17 protein-coding genes and 1 pseudogene are annotated in these 23,831 nt (G+C 67.9%); 3 read left to right on the top strand and 15 right to left on the bottom strand.

Annotated features, from left to right (window positions below; all coding sequences use genetic code 11):
• Nucleotides 1–12 precede the first annotated feature (12 nt).
• The 7 genes from AC52GN_RS13010 to AC52GN_RS12980 all read right to left on the bottom strand — a co-directional run bounded on the left by AC52GN_RS13010 (nucleotide 13) and on the right by AC52GN_RS12980 (nucleotide 8,021).
• Nucleotides 13–1,374: a glutamate--cysteine ligase gene (locus tag AC52GN_RS13010; protein ID WP_496527360.1), complete on the bottom strand. Its 1,362-nt coding sequence runs from the start codon at nucleotides 1,372–1,374 to the stop codon at nucleotides 13–15.
• A gap of 69 nt (nucleotides 1,375–1,443) precedes the next feature.
• The gene (locus AC52GN_RS13005; RefSeq protein WP_496527359.1) at nucleotides 1,444–2,163 is read right to left on the bottom strand and encodes a 16S rRNA (uracil(1498)-N(3))-methyltransferase; all 720 of its coding nucleotides are present in this window, start codon (nucleotides 2,161–2,163) and stop codon (nucleotides 1,444–1,446) included.
• Nucleotides 2,164–2,177: 14 nt separating this feature from the next.
• Nucleotides 2,178–3,341 (bottom strand): acyl-CoA dehydrogenase family protein, encoded by a 1,164-nt coding sequence (locus tag AC52GN_RS13000; RefSeq protein ID WP_496527358.1) that lies wholly within the window; start codon nucleotides 3,339–3,341, stop codon nucleotides 2,178–2,180.
• Between the two features lie 100 nt (nucleotides 3,342–3,441).
• Nucleotides 3,442–5,223: an acyl-CoA dehydrogenase C-terminal domain-containing protein gene (locus tag AC52GN_RS12995; protein WP_496527357.1), complete on the bottom strand. Its 1,782-nt coding sequence runs from the start codon at nucleotides 5,221–5,223 to the stop codon at nucleotides 3,442–3,444.
• 4 nt (nucleotides 5,224–5,227) lie between these two features.
• The gene (locus tag AC52GN_RS12990; protein WP_291777208.1) at nucleotides 5,228–5,716 is read right to left on the bottom strand and encodes a MerR family transcriptional regulator; all 489 of its coding nucleotides are present in this window, start codon (nucleotides 5,714–5,716) and stop codon (nucleotides 5,228–5,230) included.
• 178 nt (nucleotides 5,717–5,894) lie between these two features.
• A complete protein-coding gene (locus AC52GN_RS12985; RefSeq protein WP_291777211.1) occupies nucleotides 5,895–6,308 on the bottom strand; it encodes a DoxX family protein in 414 nt (137 codons plus the stop codon).
• Nucleotides 6,309–6,512: 204 nt separating this feature from the next.
• Nucleotides 6,513–8,021 carry a protein adenylyltransferase SelO family protein gene (locus tag AC52GN_RS12980; RefSeq protein WP_496527356.1) on the bottom strand — a complete coding sequence of 503 codons (1,509 nt, stop codon included), beginning with the start codon at nucleotides 8,019–8,021 and terminating at the stop codon, nucleotides 6,513–6,515.
• 222 nt (nucleotides 8,022–8,243) lie between these two features.
• Between AC52GN_RS12980 and nhaA the strand changes: the two genes are divergently transcribed.
• The 3 genes from nhaA to AC52GN_RS12965 all read left to right on the top strand — a co-directional run bounded on the left by nhaA (nucleotide 8,244) and on the right by AC52GN_RS12965 (nucleotide 12,974).
• On the top strand, nucleotides 8,244–9,455 hold the full coding sequence (gene nhaA / locus AC52GN_RS12975; RefSeq protein ID WP_496527355.1) for a Na+/H+ antiporter NhaA: 1,212 nt from the start codon (nucleotides 8,244–8,246) through the stop codon (nucleotides 9,453–9,455).
• A gap of 232 nt (nucleotides 9,456–9,687) precedes the next feature.
• A complete protein-coding gene (locus AC52GN_RS12970) occupies nucleotides 9,688–12,282 on the top strand; it encodes a TonB-dependent receptor (protein ID WP_496527354.1) in 2,595 nt (864 codons plus the stop codon).
• 116 nt (nucleotides 12,283–12,398) lie between these two features.
• Entirely contained in the window at nucleotides 12,399–12,974 is a 576-nt protein-coding gene (locus AC52GN_RS12965) for a hypothetical protein (protein WP_496527353.1), read from the top strand.
• Between the two features lie 81 nt (nucleotides 12,975–13,055).
• Here the strand turns inward: AC52GN_RS12965 and AC52GN_RS12960 are convergent.
• From AC52GN_RS12960 to AC52GN_RS12925, 8 genes and pseudogenes are all read right to left on the bottom strand, one after another.
• Nucleotides 13,056–16,146, bottom strand: a pseudogene (locus AC52GN_RS12960) (efflux RND transporter permease subunit).
• Between the two features lie 9 nt (nucleotides 16,147–16,155).
• Entirely contained in the window at nucleotides 16,156–17,316 is a 1,161-nt protein-coding gene (locus tag AC52GN_RS12955) for an efflux RND transporter periplasmic adaptor subunit (RefSeq protein ID WP_496527352.1), read from the bottom strand.
• A 169-nt stretch (nucleotides 17,317–17,485) separates the two neighbouring features.
• Entirely contained in the window at nucleotides 17,486–17,902 is a 417-nt protein-coding gene (locus AC52GN_RS12950; protein WP_496527351.1) for a DUF6491 family protein, read from the bottom strand.
• A 135-nt stretch (nucleotides 17,903–18,037) separates the two neighbouring features.
• Entirely contained in the window at nucleotides 18,038–19,858 is a 1,821-nt protein-coding gene (gene mnmC1, locus AC52GN_RS12945) for an FAD-dependent 5-carboxymethylaminomethyl-2-thiouridine(34) oxidoreductase MnmC1 (protein ID WP_496527350.1), read from the bottom strand.
• Between the two features lie 136 nt (nucleotides 19,859–19,994).
• Entirely contained in the window at nucleotides 19,995–20,270 is a 276-nt protein-coding gene (locus AC52GN_RS12940; RefSeq protein ID WP_291777233.1) for a hypothetical protein, read from the bottom strand.
• 173 nt (nucleotides 20,271–20,443) lie between these two features.
• Nucleotides 20,444–20,770, bottom strand: coding sequence for a hypothetical protein (locus tag AC52GN_RS12935; protein WP_291777236.1), 327 nt, complete (start codon nucleotides 20,768–20,770; stop codon nucleotides 20,444–20,446).
• A 91-nt stretch (nucleotides 20,771–20,861) separates the two neighbouring features.
• Nucleotides 20,862–21,731 carry a flagellar motor stator protein MotA gene (motA, locus tag AC52GN_RS12930; protein WP_291777239.1) on the bottom strand — a complete coding sequence of 290 codons (870 nt, stop codon included), beginning with the start codon at nucleotides 21,729–21,731 and terminating at the stop codon, nucleotides 20,862–20,864.
• 294 nt (nucleotides 21,732–22,025) lie between these two features.
• Nucleotides 22,026–23,825: a long-chain-acyl-CoA synthetase gene (locus AC52GN_RS12925; protein WP_496527349.1), complete on the bottom strand. Its 1,800-nt coding sequence runs from the start codon at nucleotides 23,823–23,825 to the stop codon at nucleotides 22,026–22,028.
• Between the last annotated feature and the right edge of the window lie 6 nt (nucleotides 23,826–23,831).

Genomic DNA, 23,831 nt, shown 5'->3' with positions numbered 1-23,831 from the left:
CTCAGGAGAGCTTCAGTAGGCGCAATCGCGATAGACGCGGCTGATATCGCCGCCCCATTCGCCGTTGTAGAGCTCCAGCAGGCGGTCGGCCGAGGTCACGCCGCTGTCGGCGATGTCTTCCAGTTCGGTGATGTAGCCGCGCTCGTCCACCATGCCGCCCGAGAAACGGGCGCGGTTCTTCAGGCCCTGCTTGGCGATGTTGACCATGTCGACGGCGATGTCGCGTACGCTGCGGCCGTTGACCTCGGCCTTCAGGCCCAGCCGCGTCACGTCGCGGCGCAGGCGCTCGTGATCGGCGATGTCCCAGTCCTTGCACAGGTCCCACGCCGCCGCGAGCGACGGGGCGTCGTACAGGATTCCGGCCCACAGGGCGGGCAGGGCGCAGATGCGGCTCCACGGCCCGCCGTCGGCGCCGCGCATCTCAAGATACTGTTTCAGACGCACCTCGGGGAACAGGGTGGTCAGGTGGTCGGCCCAGTCCTGCGCCGTCGCCCGGTCGCCCGGCAGGGCGTCCAGCTTTCCGTCCATGAAGGCGCGGAACGACTGGCCCGACAGGTCGACATAGGTCTCGCCGCGCTTGGCGAAATACATCGGCGCGTCCAGCGCATAGTCGGCGTAGCGCTCATAGCCGAATCCGTCCTCGAAGACGAAGTCCAGCATTCCGGTGCGGTCCGGGTCGGTGTCGGTCCAGACGTTGGCGCGCGCCGACAGGAAGCCGTTCGGCTTGCCTTCGGTGAAGGGGCTGTTGGCGAACAGGGCCGTGGCGATGGGCTGCAGCGCCAGCGACGTGCGGAACTTCATCACCATGTCGGCTTCGGAGTCGAAGTCGAGGTTCGCCTGGATGGTGCAGGTGCGCAGCATCATGTCCAGGCCCAGCCTGCCCTTCTTGGGCATGTAGGCGCGCATGACGTCATAGCGGCCCTTGGGCATGACGGGGATGTCCTCACGCCGCCACATCGGGTCGAAGCCCAGGCCCAGGAAGCCCAGGTTCAGCTGGTCCGCGACCTGTTTGACCTCCATCAGGTGCTGGCCGGTCTCGTTGCAGATGTCGTGGATGTCTTTCAGCGGGGCGCCCGACAGTTCGAACTGTCCGCCCGGCTCCAGGCTGATCGAGGCGCTGAAGCCCTCGGCGTTCCTGCGCTCCAGGGCGATGACGTGGCCCGCTTCCTCCACCGGCGTCCAGCCGAAGCGCGTCAGCCCGTCCAGCATGGCCTTGATGCCGCCGGGACCGTCATAGGCCGGGCGGCGCAGGGTCGACTTGTCGAAGCCGAATTTCTCGTGCTCTGCGCCGATACGCCACTGGTCGCGGGGTTTCTCGCCCTTCGACATGGCGTGGATCAGCTGGTCTCTGGAAAGGGGCGCCGTGTCGGACATCTGTAACCTCTGCTGTCGCGGCTAGATGGGCCAGCCGGCGGCCGGGCTCAAGGGGCTGGGCGGAATCTTCTAGCGTTCCCAGTCGCCGACCGCCGCCTGCCACAGCGTCATGGCGGCGATGGCGGCGGTGTCGGCCCGCAGGATGCGCGGCCCCAGCGAGACGGCGGTGGTGAAGGGCAGGGACCGCAGCCGCTCGCCCTCCTCGGGCGAGAATCCGCCCTCCGGCCCGATCAATATGGCCCACTTGCCGTCGCCTGCGGCGGTCAACGCCGATACGGCGGGCGCGCCGCCCGTCTCGTCGCAGAACATCAGCCGACGCCCGTCCTCCCAGCTGTCCAGCAGGGCGTCCAGCTTCACCGGATCATCCACCGCCGGCACGTCCAGGCGGCCGGTCTGCTCGGCCGCCTCCTCGGCGATGGCGTCCAGCCGATCGAGACGCAGGCGGTCGGCGTTGGTGCGGTGGGTCAGGACCAGCCGTACCCGTTTGGCGCCCAGTTCGGCGGCCTTCTCGACGATGGTCTCGACGCGGGCCTTCTTCACCACGGCGACGATCAGCTCCAGATCGGGGCCGTAGGCCTGCGGCCGTGTCTGCTCCTCGGCGCGCAGGATCACGCCCTTCTTCAGCACCTCGGCGACGCTGACGCGCCACTCGCCGTCGCGGCCGTTGAAGACCAGCAGTTCGTCGCCCGCCTTCAACCGCATCACCTGGGTCAGATAGCGCGACTGGTCGAGCGTGGGCGCCACGGCGGCGCCGGGGGCGAGGTCGCCCTGAACATGAAGACGGATCATGCCCCTCAATGGGCTCAGAGCGTCCGCGCGATCAAGAGCTTCATGATCTCGTTCGTGCCGCCGTAGATGCGCTGGACGCGGGCGTCCTTGTACAGCTGGGCGATCGGATATTCGGTCATGTAGCCGTAGCCGCCGAAGAGCTGGAGCATCTCGTCGATGGTCTCGCCCTGGATATCCGTGACCCAGTATTTGGCCATTGAGGCCGTGGCGGCGTCCAGTTGGCCCTTCAGGTGAAGGCCGATGCAGTGGTCGACGAAGACCTTGGCGACGGTCAGCTTGGTCTTGATCTCGGCCAGTTTGAACTGGGTGTTCTGGAAGTCGATGACCCGCTTGCCGAACGCCTTGCGTTCCTTGACGTAGGCCAGGGTCGCTTCCAGCCCGCGCTCGGCGGCGGCCACGCCCTGAACGGCGATGTTCAGACGCTCCTGCGGCAGTTGCTGCATCAGCTGGACGAAGCCCATGCCCTCGGTCCCGCCGATGGCGTTCTCCAGCGGAACCTTCACGTCGTTGAAGAACAGCTCGGAGGTGTCGTTCGCCTCCATGCCGATCTTGTGCAGGTTGCGGCCGCGCTCGAACCCTTCGGCGCCGTCCGTTTCGAGGCAGATCAGGCTGGTGCCCTTGGCGCCCTCGGCCGGGTCGGTCTTGGCGACCACGATGATGAAGTTGGCCAGCTGGCCGTTGGTGATGAAGGTCTTGGAGCCGTTCAGGACATAGTGGTCGCCCTGCTTCACCGCGGTGGTCTTGACCCCCTGCAGGTCGGACCCGGCGCCCGGCTCGGTCATGGCGATGGCGCCGACCAGTTCGCCCGATTGCAGGCGCGGCAGCCAGCGCGCCTTCTGCTCGGCCGTGCCGTAGTGCCAGATGTAGGGCATGACGATGGCGTTGTGCAGCGAGATGCCGAAGTGGTCCGCGCCCTTCCAGCCCAGTTGGCGCATCAGCACGACTTCGTGTCGGTAATCGCCGCCGAAGCCGCCGTCCTCTTCCGGCAGCGACAGACCCAGCAGGCCGGCGTCGCCCGCCGCGTTCCACAGCCCGCGCGGCACCGAGGAGGCGGCGATCCACTGCTGGAACTTCTCCTGCGGGGCGTGCTCGTCGATCCATTTGGCGACGGAGTCGGAGAAGAGGACGATCTCCTCTTCCTTCATGAAGTCGGGTTCGGGGCTGCCAAGGACGTTCATGGGGTGTTTCCTGCTGACGCGGGCGGTCTGCGCCGCCCTTCTGCAATAAAGAAAAGGCCTCTCCCGCCGTGGCGAGAGAGGCCCCTGGATCAGAAGCGGATCAGAACGCCTCGGCGGGCATCTGCATCAGCACCTCGGCGCCGGACTTCAGCTTCTTCAGGTGCGCCCCGGCGTCGGGCAGGATGCGCTCGACGAAGTAGCGGCCGGTCATCAGCTTGTTGGCGTAATAGGGATCGGCGTCACCGGCCGCGATCTTCTCTTGCGCCGCCTTGGCCATCTGGGCCCACAGGAAGGCGTAGGCCGTCAGGCCGAAGATGTGCAGGTAGTCGGTCGAGGCGGCGGCGGCGTTGTCCGGGTTGGCCATGCCGTTCTGCATCAGCCACATGGTGGCCTCCTGCAGCTTCTTCTTGGCGTCGGCCAGGCCGTCGACGAAGGGCTTGATCGCCTCGTCCTCGCCGTTCTCGCCGACGAAGGCGTCGATGTCGGCGAACCAACTCATGATCGCGCGGCCGCCGTTGGCGGGCAGCTTGCGGCCGACCAGATCCAGCGCCTGGATGCCGTTGGTGCCTTCATAGATCATGGTGATCCGCGCATCGCGCAGATACTGCGAGGCGGGGAAGTGCTCGGTGTAGCCCGAGCCGCCGTGGACCTGCATCGCCAGAGAGGCGACGTGGAATCCCTTGTCGGTCAGATAGGCCTTCAGCACGGGCGTGATCAGGCCCATGTAGTCCTTGGCCTTGGTGGCGACGGCCTCGTCGGCGGCCTTCTGCAGGTCCGCTTGCAGCGCGGTCCACAGGATGAAGGCGCGGCCGCCTTCGACATAGGCCTTCGATTCCAGCAGCATCCGGCGCACGTCCGGGTGGACCATGATCGGGTCGGCCGGGCCGTCCGGGTTCTTCGGTCCGGTCAGGCTGCGGCCCTGCAGGCGGTCGTTGGCGAACTCGACGGCGGCCTGATAGGCGGCGTCGCCGATGGCCAGCCCCTGCAGGCCGGTGCCCAGGCGCGCCTCGTTCATGACCACGAACATGTTGTTCATGCCTCGGCCTTCTTCGCCGATCAGCCAGCCCTTGGCGTTCTCATAGGCCATGACGGCGGTGGCGTTGCCGTGGATGCCCATCTTGTGTTCGAGGCCTGCGCAGGCCACCCCGTTGCGCTCGCCCAGCGACCCGTCCTCGTTCACCAGGAACTTCGGCACCACGAACAGGGACAGGCCCTTGATGCCCGCAACCGCGCCTTCGACGCGGGCCAGCACCGTGTGGATGATGTTGTCGGCGAAGTCGTGCTCGCCCGCCGAGATCCAGATCTTCTGGCCGGTGATCGAATAGGAGCCGTCGCCGTTCGGAACCGCCTTGGTGCGGACCATGCCCAGGTCCGTGCCGCACTGCGGCTCGGTCAGGTTCATGGTGCCGGTCCATTCGCCCGACGCCATCTTCGGCAGATACTTCTGCTTGATCTCGTCCGAGGCGCTGGCCTCGATGCCGTGGAAGGCGCCGCTGGTCAGGCCCGGATACATGGAGAAGGCGGCGCTGGCGCCGGCGGTGAACTGGCCCACCGCGCTCGACACCACCGAAGGCATCCCCTGGCCGCCGAACTCGGTGCTGAAGCCCAGCGAGGGCCAGCCCGCCTCGACCATCTGGTGATAGGCGTCCTTCCAGCCCTTGGGCGTCGTCACCACGTCGCCCTCGATGTGACAGCCTTCCTGATCGCCGGTGCGGTTGATCGGGGCGATGACCTCTTCGGCGAACTTGCCGCCTTCCTCGACGATCTGGTCGATCAGGTCGCGCGACAGATCGGCGTCGGGCAGCAGATTGCCGAAATTCTCGACCTGCAGCACGTCGTGCAGGACGAAGGACAGGTCGCGGACAGGCGCCTTGTAGGCCATGGGATCACGCTCTCGCTTTGAAGGTCTGGAAGTGGTCGTCGGGGTCGTTGAGGCGTTCGCTCAGCAGGCTGGCGTAGGCCTCTGCGCCCGGCAGAAGATCGGGACGGTGTTCCGACAGCTTGGACTCCATCCAGGCGCAGGCGGCCTCGGCCGTCTCGATCGCGCCTTCGATGTCCTCGAGCTGCTGCTTCAGCGCCTGGATGCGGGCGCGGTGGCGCGGCAGGGCGATGGCCATCTGATGGACGTTGTGGTCCTTCTGGTCATACAGATCCAGCATCTCCTGGATCTCGACCAGGGTGAAGCCGATGCGCCGTCCGCGCATGATCAGCTTCAGCCGGGCGCGGTCGCGCGGGCCGTAGACCCGCGTCTGCCCTTTGCGCGACGGCGTCAGCAGGCCCTTGTCCTCATAGAAGCGCAGGGCCCGCGCCGTGGCGCCGAACTCCCGGCACAGCTGCCGGATCGAATAGGTGCGGTGGTCGTCAGCAATCGGCATGACGTCTTCATAACTTGACGCGGACGTAAAGGGAAGCTTTTCGCGCGCCGGGCTACGAAGTTGTGAACGGCTCAAAAGAAAAGGCCGCGACCGGGGACGGGTCGCGGCCTTCGTATTCGCAGGCCCTCAGGGGAGGGGGAGAAGCGAGCCTGCAAATCGGGTCAGGAAGGCGCGCCGCTCATCGGCGACGCAGCCACAGCACCGGCGCCGTGATGGCGATCAGAAAGACGTTGGTCAGGCTCAACCCCAGATCCAGGCCGAAGGCGTGGACGCCCAGGGCGATCGTCTCCAGGGCCAGCAGACCCGCCGCCGCCGTCAGCAGCAGGGGGCGGCCGAACCGCCATGAGACCAGCGGCGTCAGAACCATGACGGCCAGCACGATCTCGGCGACGCCCAGGCCGCGCACGAAGGCCTCGCCGGTCATGGCGGGCCACTGCATCAGGACGATCAGATTCTCCATCGACTCGGTCAGCTTGGCGTAGCCGGCGGCGATGAAGAACATGGCGATCCAGCCCTGGAAGGTCCAAAGCGTGATGTTCAGATAGTCGGCGCGGGCGCGCGCCTGGTGAGGGGTCAAGGTGGTCGTCGTCATGGCCGTAACCGTTAATTCGCAACAGTCACAAGATCAGTTCCTGTGATCCCGTTTGCAAGCGGCGGAAACAATCTGTGATCACGGTCGGGAAGGGACGTGGCGACAGCAGGGCCGAAACCACAATTCCTCGTAACCCAGCCGGGATCACCCGCCTCTACGCCCGGGCGGATTTCGAGTCAACGGCCGATGACATCAATTGATGACTTATAGGCTCCAGGCGGCCTTCGCGGCCTCCAGCCGGGCTAGTTTGGCCTTCAGCGGCGCCCAGTCGTCGGCCGTGTCGATGGCGCTCCACAGGGCCTCGACCTCGTCGATCAGCATCTCTTCGGGCTCGGGGGCGGCGAACATCGGATGCTCCAGCCGGTCGGGCCGGTCCGGCTCATGCTCCATCAGGGCGAAGCGGAAGGCGTCGAAGGCCTCGCCCTGATAGGTCTTGCCGCGCGGACCGCCCAGCGCCCGCGCCGCCGAGCTGAAGCCGCCGAACCAGTCGAAGAAGAGCGGCTCCCAGCGCAGGGCCTCCTTCTTCTCGCGCGCCAGCGCCAGCGTGGCGTCCAGCAGCCGCTGGTCCGCCGCCTCGCCCAGGCTCTGCACGCCCAGCCGGTTTAGGAAGGCCGCTCGCAGATGACGGATATAGGCCGGGCCGAACGCATTCAGCGCCGCCGCCAGCGGTTCCGGCTCGGCGATCAGTTTCAGACACCCCGCCAGCTGGGTCAGGTTCCAGAACACCGCCTCGGGCTGGCGCGCGAAGGCGTAGAGGCCGTTCTGGTCGAAATAGGCGGCGGTGAAGCCCGGCTCATAGTGGGGCAGGAAGCGCCAGGGGCCGTAGTCGAAGCTCTCGCCGGTGACGTTCAGATTGTCGGTGTTCAGCACCCCGTGGACGAAGCCCGCCGCGATCCACTTCGCCGTCAGCGCCGCCGAGGCCTCGACCACCGCCGCCAGGAAGCCCGCCGCGTCGCCCGGCGCGACCGCCGGATGATACAGGCTGCGCGCGTGCTCCATCAGCACGTCGATCTGGTCCTTGCGCCCGTAGTAGGCGGCGCGCTGGAAGGTCCCGAACCGGATGTGGCTGTGCGACAGCCGCACCATGACCGCCGACCGCGTCGGCGACGGCTCGTCGTGCCGCTCAAGGTCTTCGCCCGTCTCGATCAGCGACAGGATGCGGCAGGTGGGCACGCCCAGACTGTCCAGCATGGCCGCCGCCAGCGCCTCGCGCACCCCGCCCTTCAGCGTCAGCCGCCCGTCCGCATGGCGCGACCACGGCGTCTGTCCCGAGCCTTTGGTTCCCAGGTCGAGAAGTCGACCTGGAAGAGCGCTATCGCTCGCGACGCGGTCGCTCGCTGCTTGAGCGCCGCTTCCCTCGCGGAGGGAAGCGGCTTTAGGGAGGCCGGCGTCCTTATCGGCTTGAGGGACTTCCCGCATCTGCGCCGCCAGGAAGCCGCGCCCGTCGCCGATCTCGGGGTTGTAAACGCGGAACTGGTGGCCGTGATAGCGCATGGCCACGGGGCCGGGCTGGCCGGGCAGGGGCTCGAACCGGCCGAAATGGGCGATCCATTCGGCGTCGCTCAATGTCTCCAGCCCGACCTCGGCCGCCGCCCGGTCGTTGCGCAGGCGCAAGATGGTCTGGGGAAAATCGGCCGCCTTCACGGCGTCGCCGTAGTCGGCGCCCAGGTCGAAGAAGCGGGGTTCGGGGCGATAGGCGGGGGAGACGGGCATGGGCGGCAGATGCCCCTTCGCCGCGCATTTCGCAACTGCGGCGCGGAAGGGGCGGATCGGGGTTGAACCTTGGCGGCCGATCCGTATTTTCACTCGCAGACATCAGGCCTCGTGCGATCCGATCCCGAGGCCAGGCCGGCGCCGCCTTGCGCGCGAATCCGGTCCGGCGTCCGTCGATAACCTGACGCCACGACAGACCCTCTCAGTGTTTCGGAGACCTTCGTGGCCAGAAAATTCACCCTCGCCTTCCTCAAGACCGAGGCCGGTTCCGGCGCCGTCCTCGGCCTCGCCGCCGTCGCCGCCCTGATCGTCGCCAACTCGCCCTGGTCGGCCGACTACTTCGCCTGGCTCAAGAGCGTCCACGCTGTCCAGATCGGCCCGCTGCGGCTGGAGGAGACGATCTCCGACTGGATCAAGGAAGGCCTGATGGCCGTCTTCTTCCTCGTCGTCGGCCTGGAGATCAAATACGAGATACTCAAGGGCGAGCTCAGCAATCCCAAGAAGCTGGCCCTGCCCATTCTGGCCGCGCTCGGCGGCATGGCGGTTCCGGGTCTGGTCTATCTGGCGATCGCCGGGGCGCTGGGCGGCCCGCACCAGGGGTGGCCCATTCCCCTGGCCACCGACATCGCCTTCGCCCTGGCCGTCTTCGCCGTGGTGGGGCGCAGTCTGCCGTCCTCCCTGCGCGTCTTCCTGCTGACCCTGGCCATCGTCGACGACCTGGGCGCCATCGCCCTGATCGCCGTCCTGTTCAGCCAGGGCGTGCAGTGGATTCCGCTGCTGGCGGCGCTGGGCGTCACCGCCGTCTTCGCCGTTCTGGGGCGGCGCCGGATGGCCGCCGCCTTCTGGGTGCTGGGCTTTGCGGCCGTCTGGTATCTGACGGTGCAGTCGGGCCTGTCGACGTCGCTGACCGCCGTGGCCTTCGCCCTGATCGTGCCGGTCGAGCCGCGCCGCGAGACCTCGCAGAGCCCGCTCAAGGACGCCATGCACGACCTGCACCCCTATGTGGCCTATCTGGTCCTGCCCCTGTTCGCCTTCGCCAAGGCGGGCGTCTCCTTCGCCGGCCTGTCGCTGGAGCAGGCCTTCGCCCCCCTGGTCATCGCCATCGCGCTCGGCCTCTTCATCGGCAAGCAGGCGGGCGTCTTCGGCGTGGCCTGGCTGGCGGTGAAGCTGGGTCTGGGCGACAAGCCCTCGGGCGCGGGCTGGATGCAGCTCTACGGCGTCAGCCTGCTGTGCGGCATCGGCTTCACCATGAGCCTGTTCATCGGCGTCCTGGCCTTCCCCGGCGCCGTGGATTCGCCGGAACAGATCGAGGTCAAGCTGGGCGTCATCGGCGGTTCGGTGCTGTCGGCCCTGACGGCGGCGATGATTCTCGCCCTGGCCGAGGCCGGTCGAAAGAAAAGACGCGATGAAAAATCAGTCGCTTCGGCTGAGTGATCGCTGATAACATTGACCTAACGTCAGTATATTTGTCTCTTTATCGCCACAGGTGGGGCGGGCTTGGGTGAAATTATCGTTCTCCAGGCGGCCTTTCCTTGTCGGTGACTCGACCATGGACTACCCCTTTTGAGTGAGAACTCGCGTCGTTCAATGAGCGCGAGTCATCAGGGACAGGAATCGCGCACGGCCGCGAAACGCGGCCGGGCCCATAGAGTCGGGGAGCCGCCTTATGCGTTTGAACCACATCCTTCGCTGCACCGCTTCGGTCGCCGTCGTCGGCGTCGCGGCCTTCGGCTTCGCCGGGGCCGCCGCCGCCCAGGAGGGGCCCACCACGGTCGACGACATCATCGTCACCGCCCAGAAGCGTGAACAGAGCCTGCAGGACGTGCCGATCGTGGTCACGACCCTGTCGCAGGAGGCGCTGGACGGCGCCGGGGTCCGCGACATCAAGGATCTGCAGATCCTGACGCCGGGCATGACCGTCACCTCGACCCAGTCGGAAACCGCCACCACCGCCCGCATCCGCGGCGTCGGCACCGTCGGCGACAACCCCGGCCTGGAAAGCTCAGTCGGCGTGGTCATCGACGGCGTCTATCGTTCGCGCAACGGCGTCGGCTTCGGCGACCTGGGCGAACTCAGCCGCATCGAGGTGCTGAAGGGCCCGCAGGGCACCCTGTTCGGCAAGAACACCTCGGCGGGCGTCATCAACATCATCACCGAGGCCCCGTCCTTCACGCCGGGCTTCAGCGCCGAGGCCACCTACGGCAACTTCAACGCCTGGGGTCTGGCCGGGTCGATCACCGGCCCGATCACGGACAAGGTCGCCGGCCGCCTCTACATGGCCAAGCGTCAGCGCGACGGCTTCTACGACGTCGTCACCGGTCCCGGCCCGCGCCAGGAGACCGATGATCAGAACCAGGACTTCTGGACCGCGCGCGGCCAGTTGCTGATCCTGCCCTCGGACGACGTCTCGATCCGCCTGATCGCCGACTACTCCAAGCGCGACGAATACTGCTGCGTCTCCACCCAGGTCCGCACCGGCCCGACCTACGGCATCATCACCGCCATCGGCGGCCAGCAGGCGGCCCCGGCGCCGGGCTTCGGCGCTCTGCCCTTCTCGCGCACGGCCTACGCCAACCGCGGCACGGGCCAGACCATGGAAGACATGGGCTTTTCGGCCGAGGCCAACATCGACATTCCGTCGTGGAACGCCACCTTCACCTCGCTGACCTCGTGGCGGAACTGGTCGGGCGTCAACGGCATGGACCTCGACTACACCACCGCCGACCTGCTCTATCGCCAGGACGACGGCGGCTATGGCTTCGAGCTTGAGAACCTGACCCAGGAGTTCCGCCTGGCGGGCGCCACCGATCGCCTCGACTGGCTGGTCGGCGCCTTCCTGACGCGCGAAAGCATCGCGCGTGACGACAGCTATTGGTACGGCGCGGGCTACACGCCCTATATGTCGCTGCTGTTGGGTTCGCGTCTGAACCTGACCAATCCGGCGGCCGTGAACTGCGTTACCGGACCGGGCGCAACGCCGATGGGCATTGTTGGCTGCCTTACGGGGGCGACGGCGCCCACGGGGCCGGGCTTCGGCATCGGCCAGGGCGTGAAGGACCATTACAGCCAGACCACCGAATCCATCGCCTTCTTCACCAACAACACGGTGAAGCTGACCGACAAGTTCGACGTCACCCTGGGCCTGCGCTACTCCAATGACCACAAGCGCCTGCTGGCCCTGCAGGACAATGTCGGCACGAACGGCGCGGCCTGCGGCGGCGCTCTGGGCAACGCCGGCGCCATCGGCGGCGCCATCGGCCTGGCCGACCCCACGTTGACGCCAGCGCAGATTCAGGCCCTGGCCTCGACCCTGGTCGGCACCATCTGTCTGCCCTGGGCCAACCCTCAGTTCGACAACCGCCGCATCTCGGAATCGAACAACGGCGGCGAGTTCTCGGGCACGATCAAGGGCAGCTATCGTTTCAACGACAGCGTCATGGCCTACGCCTCCTACGCCCACGGCTACAAGTCGTTCGGCTACAACATGGACCGGGTGCAGGCGGGCGTGACGCCGACCTCGTCGCTCTACTTCCCGTCCGAGACGGTCAACAGCTATGAAGTCGGGCTGAAGAACACCCTGTTCAACCGCTCGGTGCTGCTGAACCTCACCTACTTCAATCAGAAGTTCGAGGACTTCCAGCTCAACACCTTCCTGGGCACAGCCTTCGTCGTTGAGTCCATTCCCGAGGTCACCACCGAGGGCGTCGACGCCGACTTCGTGTGGTTCACCCCGGTCGAGGGCCTGTCCTTCTCGGGCGGCGTGACCTACGCCGACACCAAATATGGGAACTTCGTCGCTTCGGACCTGACCAACCCGGCCAACTTCCCGCAGCTGTCCCTGCTGCCGGGCGCCCGCGCCTCGTTCGCGCCGGAATGGTCGGCGACGGCCTCCATGGCCTTCGACCGCTCGATCGGCGCGGGGCTGAAGCTGGGCCTGAACCTGTCGGCCAAATACTCGACCGAGTTCAACACCGGCTCCGACCTGCTGCCCTACAAGATGCAGGACGCCATGACCCTGGTGAACGGCCGCATCACCCTGGGCGCCGAGGACGAGACCTGGGCGCTGGACATCTGGGGCCAGAATCTGACGGACGAGGAATACATGCAGGTGGCGATCAACGCCCCTCTGCAGGGCTCGGCCTTCCAGACCACGGTCCAGCCGAACGGCACCTTCTACAACCCGGCGCTGGACACCCAGACCTACAACGCCTTCATGGGCCAGCCGCGCACCTACGGCATGACCCTGCGCGTCCGCTACTGATCTCGCGCCGGCCAGCCGGCGCTCTGATCCTTCTGGGGCGGTTCGATCTTGGTCGGACCGCCCTTTTTGCAAGGTCTAGCCATGCCGCCTTGTTCATCGCCATACGGTAGGGTGTCATGCGGCGTCCGCTAGGCGACGGTGTGCTGGTGACGGCCTACGCCGTCCTCCTGATCGGGGGGCTGGCGCTATTCTGGAGCGGCCCCCTGTGGGAGCGTCTGGATCTGGGAACGCCGGCGGCGGCGGCCTGGGTGTCTGCGCTCGGCACGGTGTTGGGCGTCGGCGTCGCGGCGGCGGGGGTCTGGCTGGCGCCTACATTGGCCGATCGGGCGTCGGCGCGTAAGGCGCGCCGTCAGTCAACCTATGCGCTCAAGGCCTGCGCCGAGGGCGTGGCGCATCTGGGCGTCAAATTGCGTTCGGCCGCCCATAAGACGACGACCTGGCCGCCGGATTCCGTGGCATGGGAGGTCGAACCCTATCGCAGCATGCTGCAGCCCCACCTTGTGGCGGACACGGGCTCTGATGCGGCGGCTGAGGCGTTCGCGCGGATGGGGGCCTGTCTGAACACGGCCGAGGCTTTTCTGAGCGGCTATAATCGTTTGCGAAGTCAGCCCTATTTCTCGCGTTCGGAAATCGACGACAAGTTCCCGAGGATTCAGGCGCTCGCCGAGGAGATCGCCGCCACGCGCTTGTGAACACGTCCCCTGCGGCCCCACGAAAAAGCCCCCGATCGCATGGACCGGGGGCTTTCCTCATTCATTCGCGAGCCTGTCGTCTCACTCCGCCGGCGTGCGGTCTTCTCCCGCCAACCTTCGCTGTCCGGCGAACATCCGGTGCAGCAGCCGCCGTCCGAAGCCGGCGATGTCGTCGACGATGGTGAACACCGCCGGGATGTAGAGTAGGGACAGGAAGGTCGAGGAGATCAACCCTCCCACCACGGCCACGGCCATGGGCGAGCGGAACTCCACGTCGGCGCCCCAGCCGATGGCGATGGGCACCATACCCGCCCCCATGGCGAAGGTGGTCATCAGGATCGGCCGGGCCCGTTTGTGGGCGGCGTCCATGATGGCGTCGAAACGGCTCAGGCCGCTCTTCTCGGCCATGATGATGTAGTCGACCAGCAGGATGGAGTTCTTGGCCGCGATCCCCATCAGCATCAGCACACCGATCAGGGCGGACATGGAGAAGCTCTTGCCCGCGATCACCAGGGCGATGAAGGCGCCGCCGATGGCCAGGGGCAGGGCCGCCATGATGGTGACCGGATAGGCGAAGCTTTTGAACAGCAGGGTCAGAACCGCGTACATCAGCAGGATGCCCGACAGGAAGGCGATGCCGAAGCCCACCAGCATCTCCTGGATGAACTCGGCGTCCCCGGCGGGCACCTGACGCACGCCGTTCGGCAGGTTCTTCGCCGCCGGCAGGCGATTGACCGCCTGGCCCGCCGCGCCGGTGGTCAGGCCGTCGAGCTCGGCCGAGATGGAGGCGATGCGCGAGCGGTCCTGACGGCTGACCGTGGCCGGGCCGGCGCCGAACTCGATGTCGGCCACGGCGCTCAGGGGCACGGCGGCGCCCGAGGCGGTCGGGACGCGCAGGGTCTCCAGCACGTTCAGGTCTTCGCGCGCTTCCTCGGTCAGCTGAAGGCGGATCGGGATCTGTCGATCGCCCAGATTGTATTTGGGCAGGTTCTGATCGATGTCGCCGATGGTGGCGACGCGCACGGCCTGGGAGATGGCGCCCGCCGAGACGCCCAGCAACGCCGCCTCGTCCGGTCGCGGCGTGACCAGGATTTCCGGACGGGCGATGGCCGCGGTGTTGACGATGTTGGCCAGGCCCTGGACTCCGCGCATCTCGTCCTCGACCTTGCGGGCCGCCGCCTCCAGCGTCGCCGGGTCGTCGCCCAGGATGGAGAAGGTGTAGCTGGTGCCGTCGCCGGGGCCGCCGCCCTGCTGGGCGATGCCGGCGCGTATGCGGGCGCCGGGGATCTGCTTCAGCTCGTCGACCATGACTCGGGCGAAGGCCTGCTGGCTCAGCTCGCGCTTACCCTTGGGCACCATGTCGGCGTAGACGTTGGCCTGGTTGACGGACTGGCCGCCGATGGCGGCGTAGACCGAGGTGACCTCCGGCCGGGCGTTCAGCTTCTGGGTCACCTGCTGCACCACGGCGTCGGTCTGGCGCAGGGTGGCGCCCGGCGGCAGCTCGACCTGGAAGGCGGCGCGGCCCTCGTCGGCGGGCGACATGAACTCGAACGACATCTTGGCCGCGATCGACAGGCCGATGGAGCCGAACAGGAAGACGCCGCCCATGACGAAGACGATCCAGCGGTGCTTCAGGCACCACCTCAGCGAGCGCAGATAGCCGCCCATCCAGAAGGGATCCTTGTCCTCATGATGGGTGTGCTTGAGCAGATAGGCCGCCATCAGCGGCGTCAGCAGACGCGCCACCACCAGGGAGAAGAAGACGCTGATGCAGGCGGCCAGGGCGAAGGCCTTGAAGAACTGGCCGATGATGCCGGGCATGAAGCCCACGGGCGCGAACACGGCGATGATGGTGCCGGTCGTCGCCACGACCGCCAGGCCGATCTCGTCGGCCGCCTCGAAGGCGGCGTCATAGGGCGGCTTGCCGTCGCGCATGTGGCGGACGATGTTCTCGATCTCGACGATGGCGTCGTCGACCAGGATGCCGATGGTCAGCGACAGGGCCAGCAGCGTCACCACGTTCAGCGACTGGTCCATCGGCCCCAGGATGGCGAAGGTCGGGATCAGCGACATCGGCATGGCCGTCGCCGCGATCAGGGTCGCCCGCCAGTCGCGCAGGAAGATCCACACCACGATGACCGCCAGGACCGCGCCCAGGATCAGCGCCTCCAGCGAGGCGAGGTAGGATTCCTCGATGTATTTCACGCTCGAGGTGACCTGTTCGATGGTCAGTTCGGGGTGGGCCTCGTCGATCTTCTCGACCTCGGCGCGGACCTTTTCCGAGACCTTGACCTCGCTGGCCTCGCGCGAGCGCAGGAAGTTGAAGGTCACGGCCTCCTGGCCGTTGTAGCGGGCCAGGCGGCGCGGCTCGCTCCACTTGTCGACCACCGCGCCCAGATCGCCCAGGCGCACGTTCTTGCCGTCGCCGACGGGCACCAGGGTCTCGCGCAGCTGTTCGACCGAGCCGGCGGCGCCCAGGGTGCGCACGGCGCGTTCAGACCCGGCGATGGTGACGCGCCCGCCCGGCAGGTTGTTGTTGACGTTGGTCAGGGCCTGGCTGACCTGGGCCGCCGTGACGCCGTAGGCGCTGAGCCGCTGGGGGTCCAGTTCGACGCGGATCTCGCGGTCCACCCCGCCGGAGCGGTTAACCTCGCCGACGCCGCCCAGCGCCAGCAGGGCGCGGCTCATCTCATTGTCGATGAACCAACTGATCTGCTCGGGCGTCATCGTCTCCGAGCGCACGACATAGGTGATCAGGGCGTCCCCGGTGATGTCGATGCGCTGGACCGTCGGCTCCTGCATGTCCTGAGGCAGGCTGGCGCGCACCCCGCTCATGGCGTTGCGGACGTCGTTGGTGGCGCGCTCGGTGTCGGTGCCCAGTTCGAACTCGATGGTGGTCGAGGACACCCCGTCCGAGACGTTGGAATAGATATGGCGCACGCCCGACAGGCCGGCGATCGAGATCTTCGATCACCCGCGTGACCTGCACCTCCATTTCGGTCGGGGCGGCGCCGGGGCGCGCGGCCGTGACCGCGACTAGGGGGAAGTCGATGTCGGGGTTGTTGTTGATCCGCATCCCGGCGAAGCCGGTCACGCCGCCCAGCGTCAGCAGCAGGAACAGCAGGATGATGGGGATGGGGTTCTTGATCGCCCAGGCGGAAATCTGGTTCATGGCCGGGCCTTACTTCTTGGCGGGCGCTTGGGCGGCGGGGGCGGCGGCCGGAGCGGCGGTCGCGGCGGCGCGCGGCGCGGCCACCGTCACCTTGTCGCCGTCGTTCAGGAAGCCGGCGCCGGCCACCACGACCCGCGCGCCGGCGTCCACGCCGTCCACCGAGGTCTGGTCGTCGCGCCGCGACAGCACCGTCACCGGGGTGAAGCGCACCGAGGAATCGGCGTTCAGCACGAACACCCCTGACCTGTTGCTGCGATACAGGACCGCATCGGTCGGCACGACCGTGGCCGGGCGGGCGCCGGCCTCGATGGCGGCGCGGGCGAACATGCCGGGCTTCAGCGCGCTGCCGGGGGCCAGGCTGATGCGGGCCAGGCCGAGGCGGGTCTGAGGATCGACCTCGGGCGTGACGATGCGGACCGTGCCGGTGGTCGATCCGGCCTGGCTGGAGGTGACGGCCGCGCTCTGACCGGCCTGGATCAGCGGAAGTTCGGTCTCGGGCACCTGGGCGTCCAGCTCCAGGCGGCCGTCGCGCACCATGCGGAACAGCTCGGTCCCGGCGGCGATGATCTGGCCCTTGGTGACGCTGCGGCTGATGATCAGGCCGCTGACCGGCGCGCGGATGGTGGCCTGGGACAGGCGGGTCTGGGTTTCGGACAGGGCGGCCTGCGCCGAGGCCAGATTGGCCGCCGAGGCGCGCTGGTTGGCCAGGGCCGTGTCCAGCGAGGCCTGGCTGAGGAAGCCGCGCTCCTTCAGTTCCTGCGCGCGGGTCAGGGCGGCGTCGTCGCGGGCGGCGTTGGCCTCGGCCGTCTGCACCGCCGCCTGCTGCTGGCGCACCTGGGCCTTCAGCAGGACGTCGTTCATCTGCACCAGGGGCTGGCCCTGGCGGACGTAGGAGCCTTCATCGACATAGAGGGTCGTCGCCGTCAGCCCGCCGGTCTCGGCGCCGACCGGCACCTCCTCCCAGGCCGAGACGGTGCCCGAGGCGACCACGGTGCGAGGCAGGGCGACCGAGATCGCCGTCGTGGCGCTGACCGTCTGGCGCGAGGCCCCGCCTTCCCTTTCCTTGGGGGCGTCGCCGTGTCCGCCGCAGGCGGCCAGGGTCAGGCTCGCGGCGAAAGCCACGGCCATGGCGGAGGTCAGTCGGGCCGGAAAGCGTCGAGAGGTCGCCACGTGCGGATATCCTGGGAGATTGAGCGTTCAGTCAGGCGCGCGCCAACCTTCTGTCCGGCGTCGCGGGCATAGCAAGGCTGTTTACCCGTTCAGCGACCCGCGCTCAAACGACTCATTCGCAATTACAGAGAAGTAATCTGCAACCGGCGCGAGCATGGATCGAGCGCGGTCAGGGCCGGTCGCGCGCGGGCAGGGCGGCGACCTCGGCTTCGGTCAGGCCCTTGACCATGCGAACGCTGCACGACGTATCAGCGAAATCCCTGGGCGCCGACACGATGCGGGTCCAATCGCCTACGCACAGGCTGGTCAGGCCGCCGTTCGGCCTGAAGCCGATAGCGAGCGCATTCTCCAGGTCCGGACAGACGCCCAAGGTCTCTAGCTGATAGACGGATTTCATTCCCGTGCGCACATAGACGTTCCGTCCGTCGTTCGAGACGCGGAAATTGCGAATATCCCGCTGGAAGATGCACTGACGAGGCGCAGCGCTTGCGGCGGTCTGGTCGCCTGCGCCGCTGACGGGCGCGCAGCCGGCGATGGTGAAGGTTGCGGCCAGGAGGGCCGGAGCCATAGCGAGACGACGGATCATGGCGCTTCCTCGGTTGGAGCCGATATACGGCGGTGCGGCCAGCTCGAACCGGGCTGGAGGAACTATGCTGGACAACGCCGTGCGCGCTTTCCGGTTTCGCACAAACGGCGTTACTTCTTTCGGCTCATCGGCCCGCTATCTGATCGGAGACAATCGGCGGGCGGCTTCGTCGGGCAGGGGCGAGGGACGGCCTGTAAGGCGAGCGGCCAGGTATTCTCCCAGCAAGGGGGCGACGCAGAAGCCGCGCGAACCGAGCCCCGTCAACACGAACAGGCGGGGGCGCAATTCGCCGCACAGGGGCAGGCGGTCCGGCGTGGTTGCGCGCACGGCGACGCGGCGGCCGCGGACGGGCGCTTGCTCCACGCCTGCAGCGCGTTCAGGCAGGGCGGCGGCCAGGGTCGCGCGGTTGCGGGCGCTGGCCGCATCCGAGGCCTCGGGCGCGTCGATCCCCCGCTCGTGGGTGGCGCCGTACAGCATCCCTCGCCCCGTCGGCGCGGCGTAACCGCCCCAGGCGACGGCCGGCGGCGACGTCGCGCCCTCGATCCAGTCCGCCTGCCCGGCCACGGGCGAGAGCGGCGAATCGGGCGCCAGTCGCGCCGAGCCCCAGCCGGCGGCCACAACCACGGCGTCCGCCTCGACCAGGACGGCGTCGTCCGCGCCCCGCACGCGCCAGCCCTCCGTCGTGGCCTCCAGCCGCTCCGCCCTGGCCTCGATCCGCTCGGCGCCCGCCAGCCACGGCTCCAGTATGGCGTCGGACCGCACCGTCAGCGCCGTCTTCATCATCAGCCCGCCGCGCGTGACAGGCTCGCCTAGGCGCGCGGAACAGGCGGCCGCGTCCAGCCGCTGCATGACGGCTTCGGGCCACAGGGTCTGGGCGGCGATCTTGTCGAAGCGGGCGGCGTCGCGCGGCGCCTGTTCCAGTTGCAGCACCCCTTCGGCGACGACGGCGCCGGGCAGGGCGCGATAAAGCGCGCCCGCGCGTTCCAGGGCCTGGGCGTGGAGGCCCGCGATCAGGGCGTCGCCCGCGTCCAGGCGCGGCGTGACCAGGGAGGCCGGAAAGCCCGAGGCCCCGGCGCCCGCCCGCTCGGCCTCGATGACGGTGACGCGGACGCCTTCGGCGATCAGGGCGCGCGTGACGGCGGCTCCGGCGATTCCGGCGCCGACGACGGCGACGTGGCGAGGACTTGGGTCAGAACTGGGGTCAGGGCTGGGGTCAGAACTGGGGCCCGCCATGCGCGCCTCGAGCCGCTCGCGCTTCCTGCCATGGCCCGGCTTCTTCTCGACCGTGAAGCCGTGATCGGCCAGGCCGCGCCGCACCGCTCCGGCGACGGTGAAGGTGGCCAGCCGGGCGCCGGCCCCGGAGCGCGCCGCGACTAGGGCCAGGATCTCGGGCGACCACATGCCGGGGTTCAGCGCGGGCGAGAAACCGTCCAGGAACCAGGCGTCGGCCGGTCCCGACCATTGCTCCAGCGCCCATCGGGCGTCGCCGACGGCCAGGTCGATCGTCGCGCCCCACTGCGGCAGGTCCAGTCGGTGAAAACCCGGCGTCCCGGCAGGCCAGACCGCCAGCATCCCGGCGGCCGTCTCGGCCAATTCCGGCCAGGCGGCCAGGGCGCGCGCGGCCTCTTCGCGCGTCAGGGGGAAGCCCTCGACGGAGAAGACCTTGAGACGTCCGCCTTCGGGCCGCGCGCGCCGCCACAGGTCCAGCAGGGCGACGATGTTCAGCCCCGTGCCGAAGCCCAGTTCGGCCACGGTGAAGGCGGAGCGCCCGGTCCAGGCTTCGGGCAGGCCGCAGCCCTGCAGAAAGACCGCGCGGGTCTCCGCCAGGCCGTCGTCCTTGGAAAAATACACATCGCCGAATCGACCCGAGCGAGGCGAACCGTCGTCCGCCCACAGCAGTTGAGGCGAGGCGTCGTCGTCCATCGGCGGGGCGGTGATGTCGGGGGAACGGGTCATGACAGCCGTCTATCGACCCCGGCGGCGGGACGGAAGCGCCATCGACCCGGCAGGCGCCCATGAAAAAAGGGACCGTCCGAAGACGATCCCTTTCTCCATCACGATCCGCAGGACCGCGATTTAAGACTGTGAAGTCTTAGGCAGCCGGGGCAGCCGGAGCAGCGGCCGGAGCGGCGGCGGCGTCAGCGGCCGGAGCAGCGTCGGCGGCCTTGGCGGCTTCGCCAGCGGCTTCGCCAGCAGCGGCGGCAGCGTCGGTGGCGGCGGCGTCAGCCGTAGCAGCGGCGTCGGCAGCGGTGTCGGCGGCGGCGGTGGCGTCGGCAGCGGCGTCTTCAGCCTTGTCGGTGGCGGCCGGTTGGCAAGCAGCCAGGGCCAGAGCGGCGGCCGAAGCGGCGATCAGAGCGGTGATGCGCATAGGTTTCTTCCTTCAGAAGGTAAAAGCGAGACCATGAACCTCGCTGAGGGAGTGATAACGGCTTCGTGAGGAGAAGCGCAAGCGATTTCTCACGCGTTCGTGAAGGCGGGTGAGGCCGCAGGGCTTCGACCGGCAGTTCAGGCCAGAGTTCAGGCCAGAGTTCAGGCCAGAGCTCAGGCCCCGTCGGGCGGGACCGGGCGCGGCGCGGTCGGGTCCATGGGATCGGGCGGCGTCGGTTCGTTCGGGTCCGGCGGCAGGGTCGGCGGCGAGGGGACCGGCGCGGCCTCTCCCGGCGGCGGGGTCGCCGTTCCGGTCGAATCGGGCGCGGGCACGGGGCTGACGGGCGGCGCGGCCGCTGCAGGCGCGGCGTCCGTCACGGGGGCGGGCGGCTCGGGCGCCCGCTCGTTGCAGGCGGCGACGAGGGTCAGAATCGACAGGCCGCCGAGCGTGGCCGCGCAACGGCCGAGGCGGGAAGGGCGGGGTGAGGGACGCGCAGGCATGGGACGGCTCCAGGCGTAGGGCCGCGCACGCGGCCGTGATCCTGAGAGAACCGTCGTGAACGCGCCGTGTTCCGAAAACGCCTGAAAGGCGTCAGGCGTCCATCGGCGCGGCGGCCAGGGCCTCTTCCATCTCGGTGAAGGACGGCTGGGCGGTCGAGGGGATGTCGCCGCGACCGATTTCGACCGAGATCTGGGCCGCATTGCCGTGCAGGTGAGCGACTAGCACCGACTGGATGATCTTGTAGTAGGCGCCTTCCTCCTCGACGATGGCGTTCAGGCGCGAGGCGAACGGCCCCACCAGCCCATAGGCCAGGAAGACGCCCAGGAAGGTGCCGACCAGGGCGCCGCCGATCATGCTGCCCAGAATTTCCGGCGGCTCGGTGATCGACCCCATGGTCTTGATGATGCCAAGCACGGCGGCGACGATGCCGAGCGCCGGCAGGCCGTCGGCCAGGGTCTGCAGCGCGTGGGCCGGGGCCAGGGCCTCGTGGTGGTGCTTCTCCAGCTGTTTCTCCATGGCGTCCTCGATCTGGTGCGGATCCTCGAGGTTCATGGTCATCATCCGCAGGGTGTCGCAGATGAAGTCGGTGGCGAAGTGGTCCTTCAGCACCTTGGGATACTTCTGGAAGATGGCGCTCTCGGCGGGCTTCTCGATGTGGTTCTCCAGGGCGATCACGCCCTTGGACTTCATCGTCTTGGTCAGCTGGAACAGCAGGCTGAGCAGGTCCTTGTAGTCCTGCTTCTTCCACTTCGGCCCGGCGAAGCACTTGCCCAGGCCGCCGAGGGTGGCCTTGATGACCGGCAGGCTGTTGGAGATCAGGAAGGCCGCGATCCCCGCCCCGAAGATGGCCATCAGCTCATAGGGCAGCGAATAGAGGATCGTCGCCATCTTGCCGCCGTGCAGCAGGAAGCTGCCGAACACCATGGCGAACAGCATGACGATGCCGATGATCTGGAACATGAGGCGAGCAGGCGTCCTGGAGCCGAAAGGGTCGGGAGGCCGTTATCGCCGTTAATGCTTAAGGGCGCGTTTCGCGAATCCCGGTTCGGGACAAAAAGAACAGAGACCCTTCTCCCTTCCCTTCATGGGGAGGGTGGTCGCATAGCGACCGGGTGGGGAGGGCTTGGAGATCCTGGGCGCAAGGTTCCACAGACTTGGTTGTCCTTCCGGCCTTCGGCGCTTGTCCAGACCTGCCGCCCCCACCCGTCTTCGGCTTCGCCTCAGCCACCCTCCCCATAAAGGGGAGGGAGACAATTACAGCCGCGTCGCGCCGCTGAGGATGTTCTCGCGCGCCTTGGCGGTCAGCTTCTGATAGCCGGCCTTGCCGCCGCGCACATAGACGGCGCCGTCGACCTTTTCCGGGTCGAAGCCGTCGGCGACCAGGTCGACCTTGCGGTATTTGAAGGTGCCGGTGGTGTCGGCCGACTTCAGCATCCGCACGAACACCGGCCGGGCGTAGGTCGGCAGTTGCTCGTCAGCCCAGGCGGCGAAGCTGGCGGCGTCGAACTTGCCGTCCAGCACCAGGCCGACCATGCCCGCCTTGCCCTCCTGGCCGGGCACTTCGACGCCATAGGCGATGACCTCCTGCACGCCCGGCGCCTCGGACAGGCGCTGTTCGACCTCGGCGGTCGAGACGTTCTCGCCCTTCCAGCGGAAGGTGTCGCCCAGTCGGTCCATGAAGTAGAGGTAGCCCTCGCGGTCCTGGCGCATCAGGTCGCCGGTGCGGAACCAGCGGTCGCCCTTCTTGAACACGTCGGTCAGGATCTTCTTCTCCGACGCCTTCTTGTCGGCGTAGCCCGAGAAGTCGTGGCGGATGTCGCTGCCGATCTGGCCGATGGCCTCGCCGGTCTCGCCGATGGAGACCGGAACGCACAGACCGTTCGGTCCGCGCAGGGGCTCGCCCGTCTCGGGGTCCAGGGCGATCAGACGGATGTTGATCTGCGACTTCAGATAGCCCGGCACCCGACCGATGGCGCCCGCCTTGCCGTCGAAGTTGAACAGGGAGACGTTGCCCTCGGTCGAGCCGTAGAACTCAAGGATGTCCTTGATGCCGAAGCGGCTCTGGAACTCGGGCCAGACGTCGGGACGCAGGCCGTTGCCGAAGGCCAGCCGCAGCTTGTGGCCCTTCTCGTCCGGGTGTTCCGGGCTGTTGACCAGATAGCGGCACAGCTCGCCGATATAGACGAACATGGTCGCGCCAGTCGCCTTGACGTCCGGCCAGAAATGGGTGGCCGAGAAACGTCGCCGCGTCACCATCCGTCCGCCGTTCAGCAGCACCGAACCGACCCCGACCAGCCCTCCGGTCGAGTGATACAGCGGCAGGACGTTGAACAGCACGTCCTTGGGCGTCGAGGCCGTGGCGCCGGCGAAGGCGCGCATATAGGTCCGCACCCGCGAATGCGGCATCCGCGCCGCCTTCGGCAGGCCCGTCGTGCCCGAGGTGTAGATGTAGAGCGCCGTGTCGCGGTTGGTCATGCCCTGGCGCAGCGAGCGTTCGGGCCGAACCGAGGAGGCGCTGCGCACGGCGTTGTCCAGGTCGCGGCGCGTATTGGTCTCGTTCTCCTCGCCCAGGCCGTGGACCCAGATCATCAGGTTGCGGTCGACCAGGCCGCGCGCGTCCTCGACCGCCTGCCAGCAGTCCTCGTCCGTCACCACGTTGAAGGCCGTCGAAATGGTCAGGCAGTGGGCCAGGGCCGCGCCGGTCAGATTGTTGTTGATCAGGGCGGTGGCCACCCCGACCTTGGAGAAGCCGAACCAGGCCGCGACGTATTCCACGCGGTTGTGCATCACCAGGGCGATGACGTCGCTGCGCTTCAGATTGCGGCTCTTGGCCCAGTTGGCGTAGCGGTTCGCCAGGGCCTCGAACTCGCGATAGGTCAGCTTGCGGGTCTCGTCCTCGACGGCGATGTTGGGGCCGAACTTGTCGACCGCCTCCTCGATGTCGTCACAGGCCAGCACGTCGCTGTCGAGGGTGATGGGCTTGATGCGCTTCAGAAGCCGGAACAGCCCGCTCGCGAACTTGATGTCACGCCGGATGTTTGCCGCCAGTCCCATGGGTGC

The sequence above is a fragment of the Brevundimonas sp. SS2672 genome, assembly GCF_059579685.1.
Note: the sequence above shows the minus strand (reverse complement) of the source record. Positions and strands in the feature narration are given on the sequence as shown.

Bases quoted from the DNA above. Each gene is read 5' to 3' on its own strand.
- AC52GN_RS12965 (WP_496527353.1), top strand. From the start codon at position 12,399: ATGCGGCGTCCGCTAGGCGACGGTGTGCTGGTGACGGCCTACGCCGTC.
- AC52GN_RS12970 (WP_496527354.1), top strand. From the start codon at position 9,688: ATGCGTTTGAACCACATCCTTCGCTGCACCGCTTCGGTCGCCGTCGTC.
- AC52GN_RS12995 (WP_496527357.1), bottom strand. From the start codon at position 5,223: ATGGCCTACAAGGCGCCTGTCCGCGACCTGTCCTTCGTCCTGCACGAC.
- mnmC1 (WP_496527350.1), bottom strand. From the start codon at position 19,858: ATGACCCGTTCCCCCGACATCACCGCCCCGCCGATGGACGACGACGCC.
- AC52GN_RS12980 (WP_496527356.1), bottom strand. From the start codon at position 8,021: ATGCCCGTCTCCCCCGCCTATCGCCCCGAACCCCGCTTCTTCGACCTG.
- motA (WP_291777239.1), bottom strand. From the start codon at position 21,731: ATGTTCCAGATCATCGGCATCGTCATGCTGTTCGCCATGGTGTTCGGC.
- AC52GN_RS12950 (WP_496527351.1), bottom strand. From the start codon at position 17,902: ATGATCCGTCGTCTCGCTATGGCTCCGGCCCTCCTGGCCGCAACCTTC.
- AC52GN_RS13005 (WP_496527359.1), bottom strand. From the start codon at position 2,163: ATGATCCGTCTTCATGTTCAGGGCGACCTCGCCCCCGGCGCCGCCGTG.
- AC52GN_RS12990 (WP_291777208.1), bottom strand. From the start codon at position 5,716: ATGCCGATTGCTGACGACCACCGCACCTATTCGATCCGGCAGCTGTGC.
- AC52GN_RS12985 (WP_291777211.1), bottom strand. From the start codon at position 6,308: ATGACGACGACCACCTTGACCCCTCACCAGGCGCGCGCCCGCGCCGAC.
- AC52GN_RS12940 (WP_291777233.1), bottom strand. From the start codon at position 20,270: ATGCGCATCACCGCTCTGATCGCCGCTTCGGCCGCCGCTCTGGCCCTG.
- AC52GN_RS12935 (WP_291777236.1), bottom strand. From the start codon at position 20,770: ATGCCTGCGCGTCCCTCACCCCGCCCTTCCCGCCTCGGCCGTTGCGCG.
- AC52GN_RS12925 (WP_496527349.1), bottom strand. From the start codon at position 23,825: ATGGGACTGGCGGCAAACATCCGGCGTGACATCAAGTTCGCGAGCGGG.
- AC52GN_RS13010 (WP_496527360.1), bottom strand. From the start codon at position 1,374: ATGTCCGACACGGCGCCCCTTTCCAGAGACCAGCTGATCCACGCCATG.
- AC52GN_RS13000 (WP_496527358.1), bottom strand. From the start codon at position 3,341: ATGAACGTCCTTGGCAGCCCCGAACCCGACTTCATGAAGGAAGAGGAG.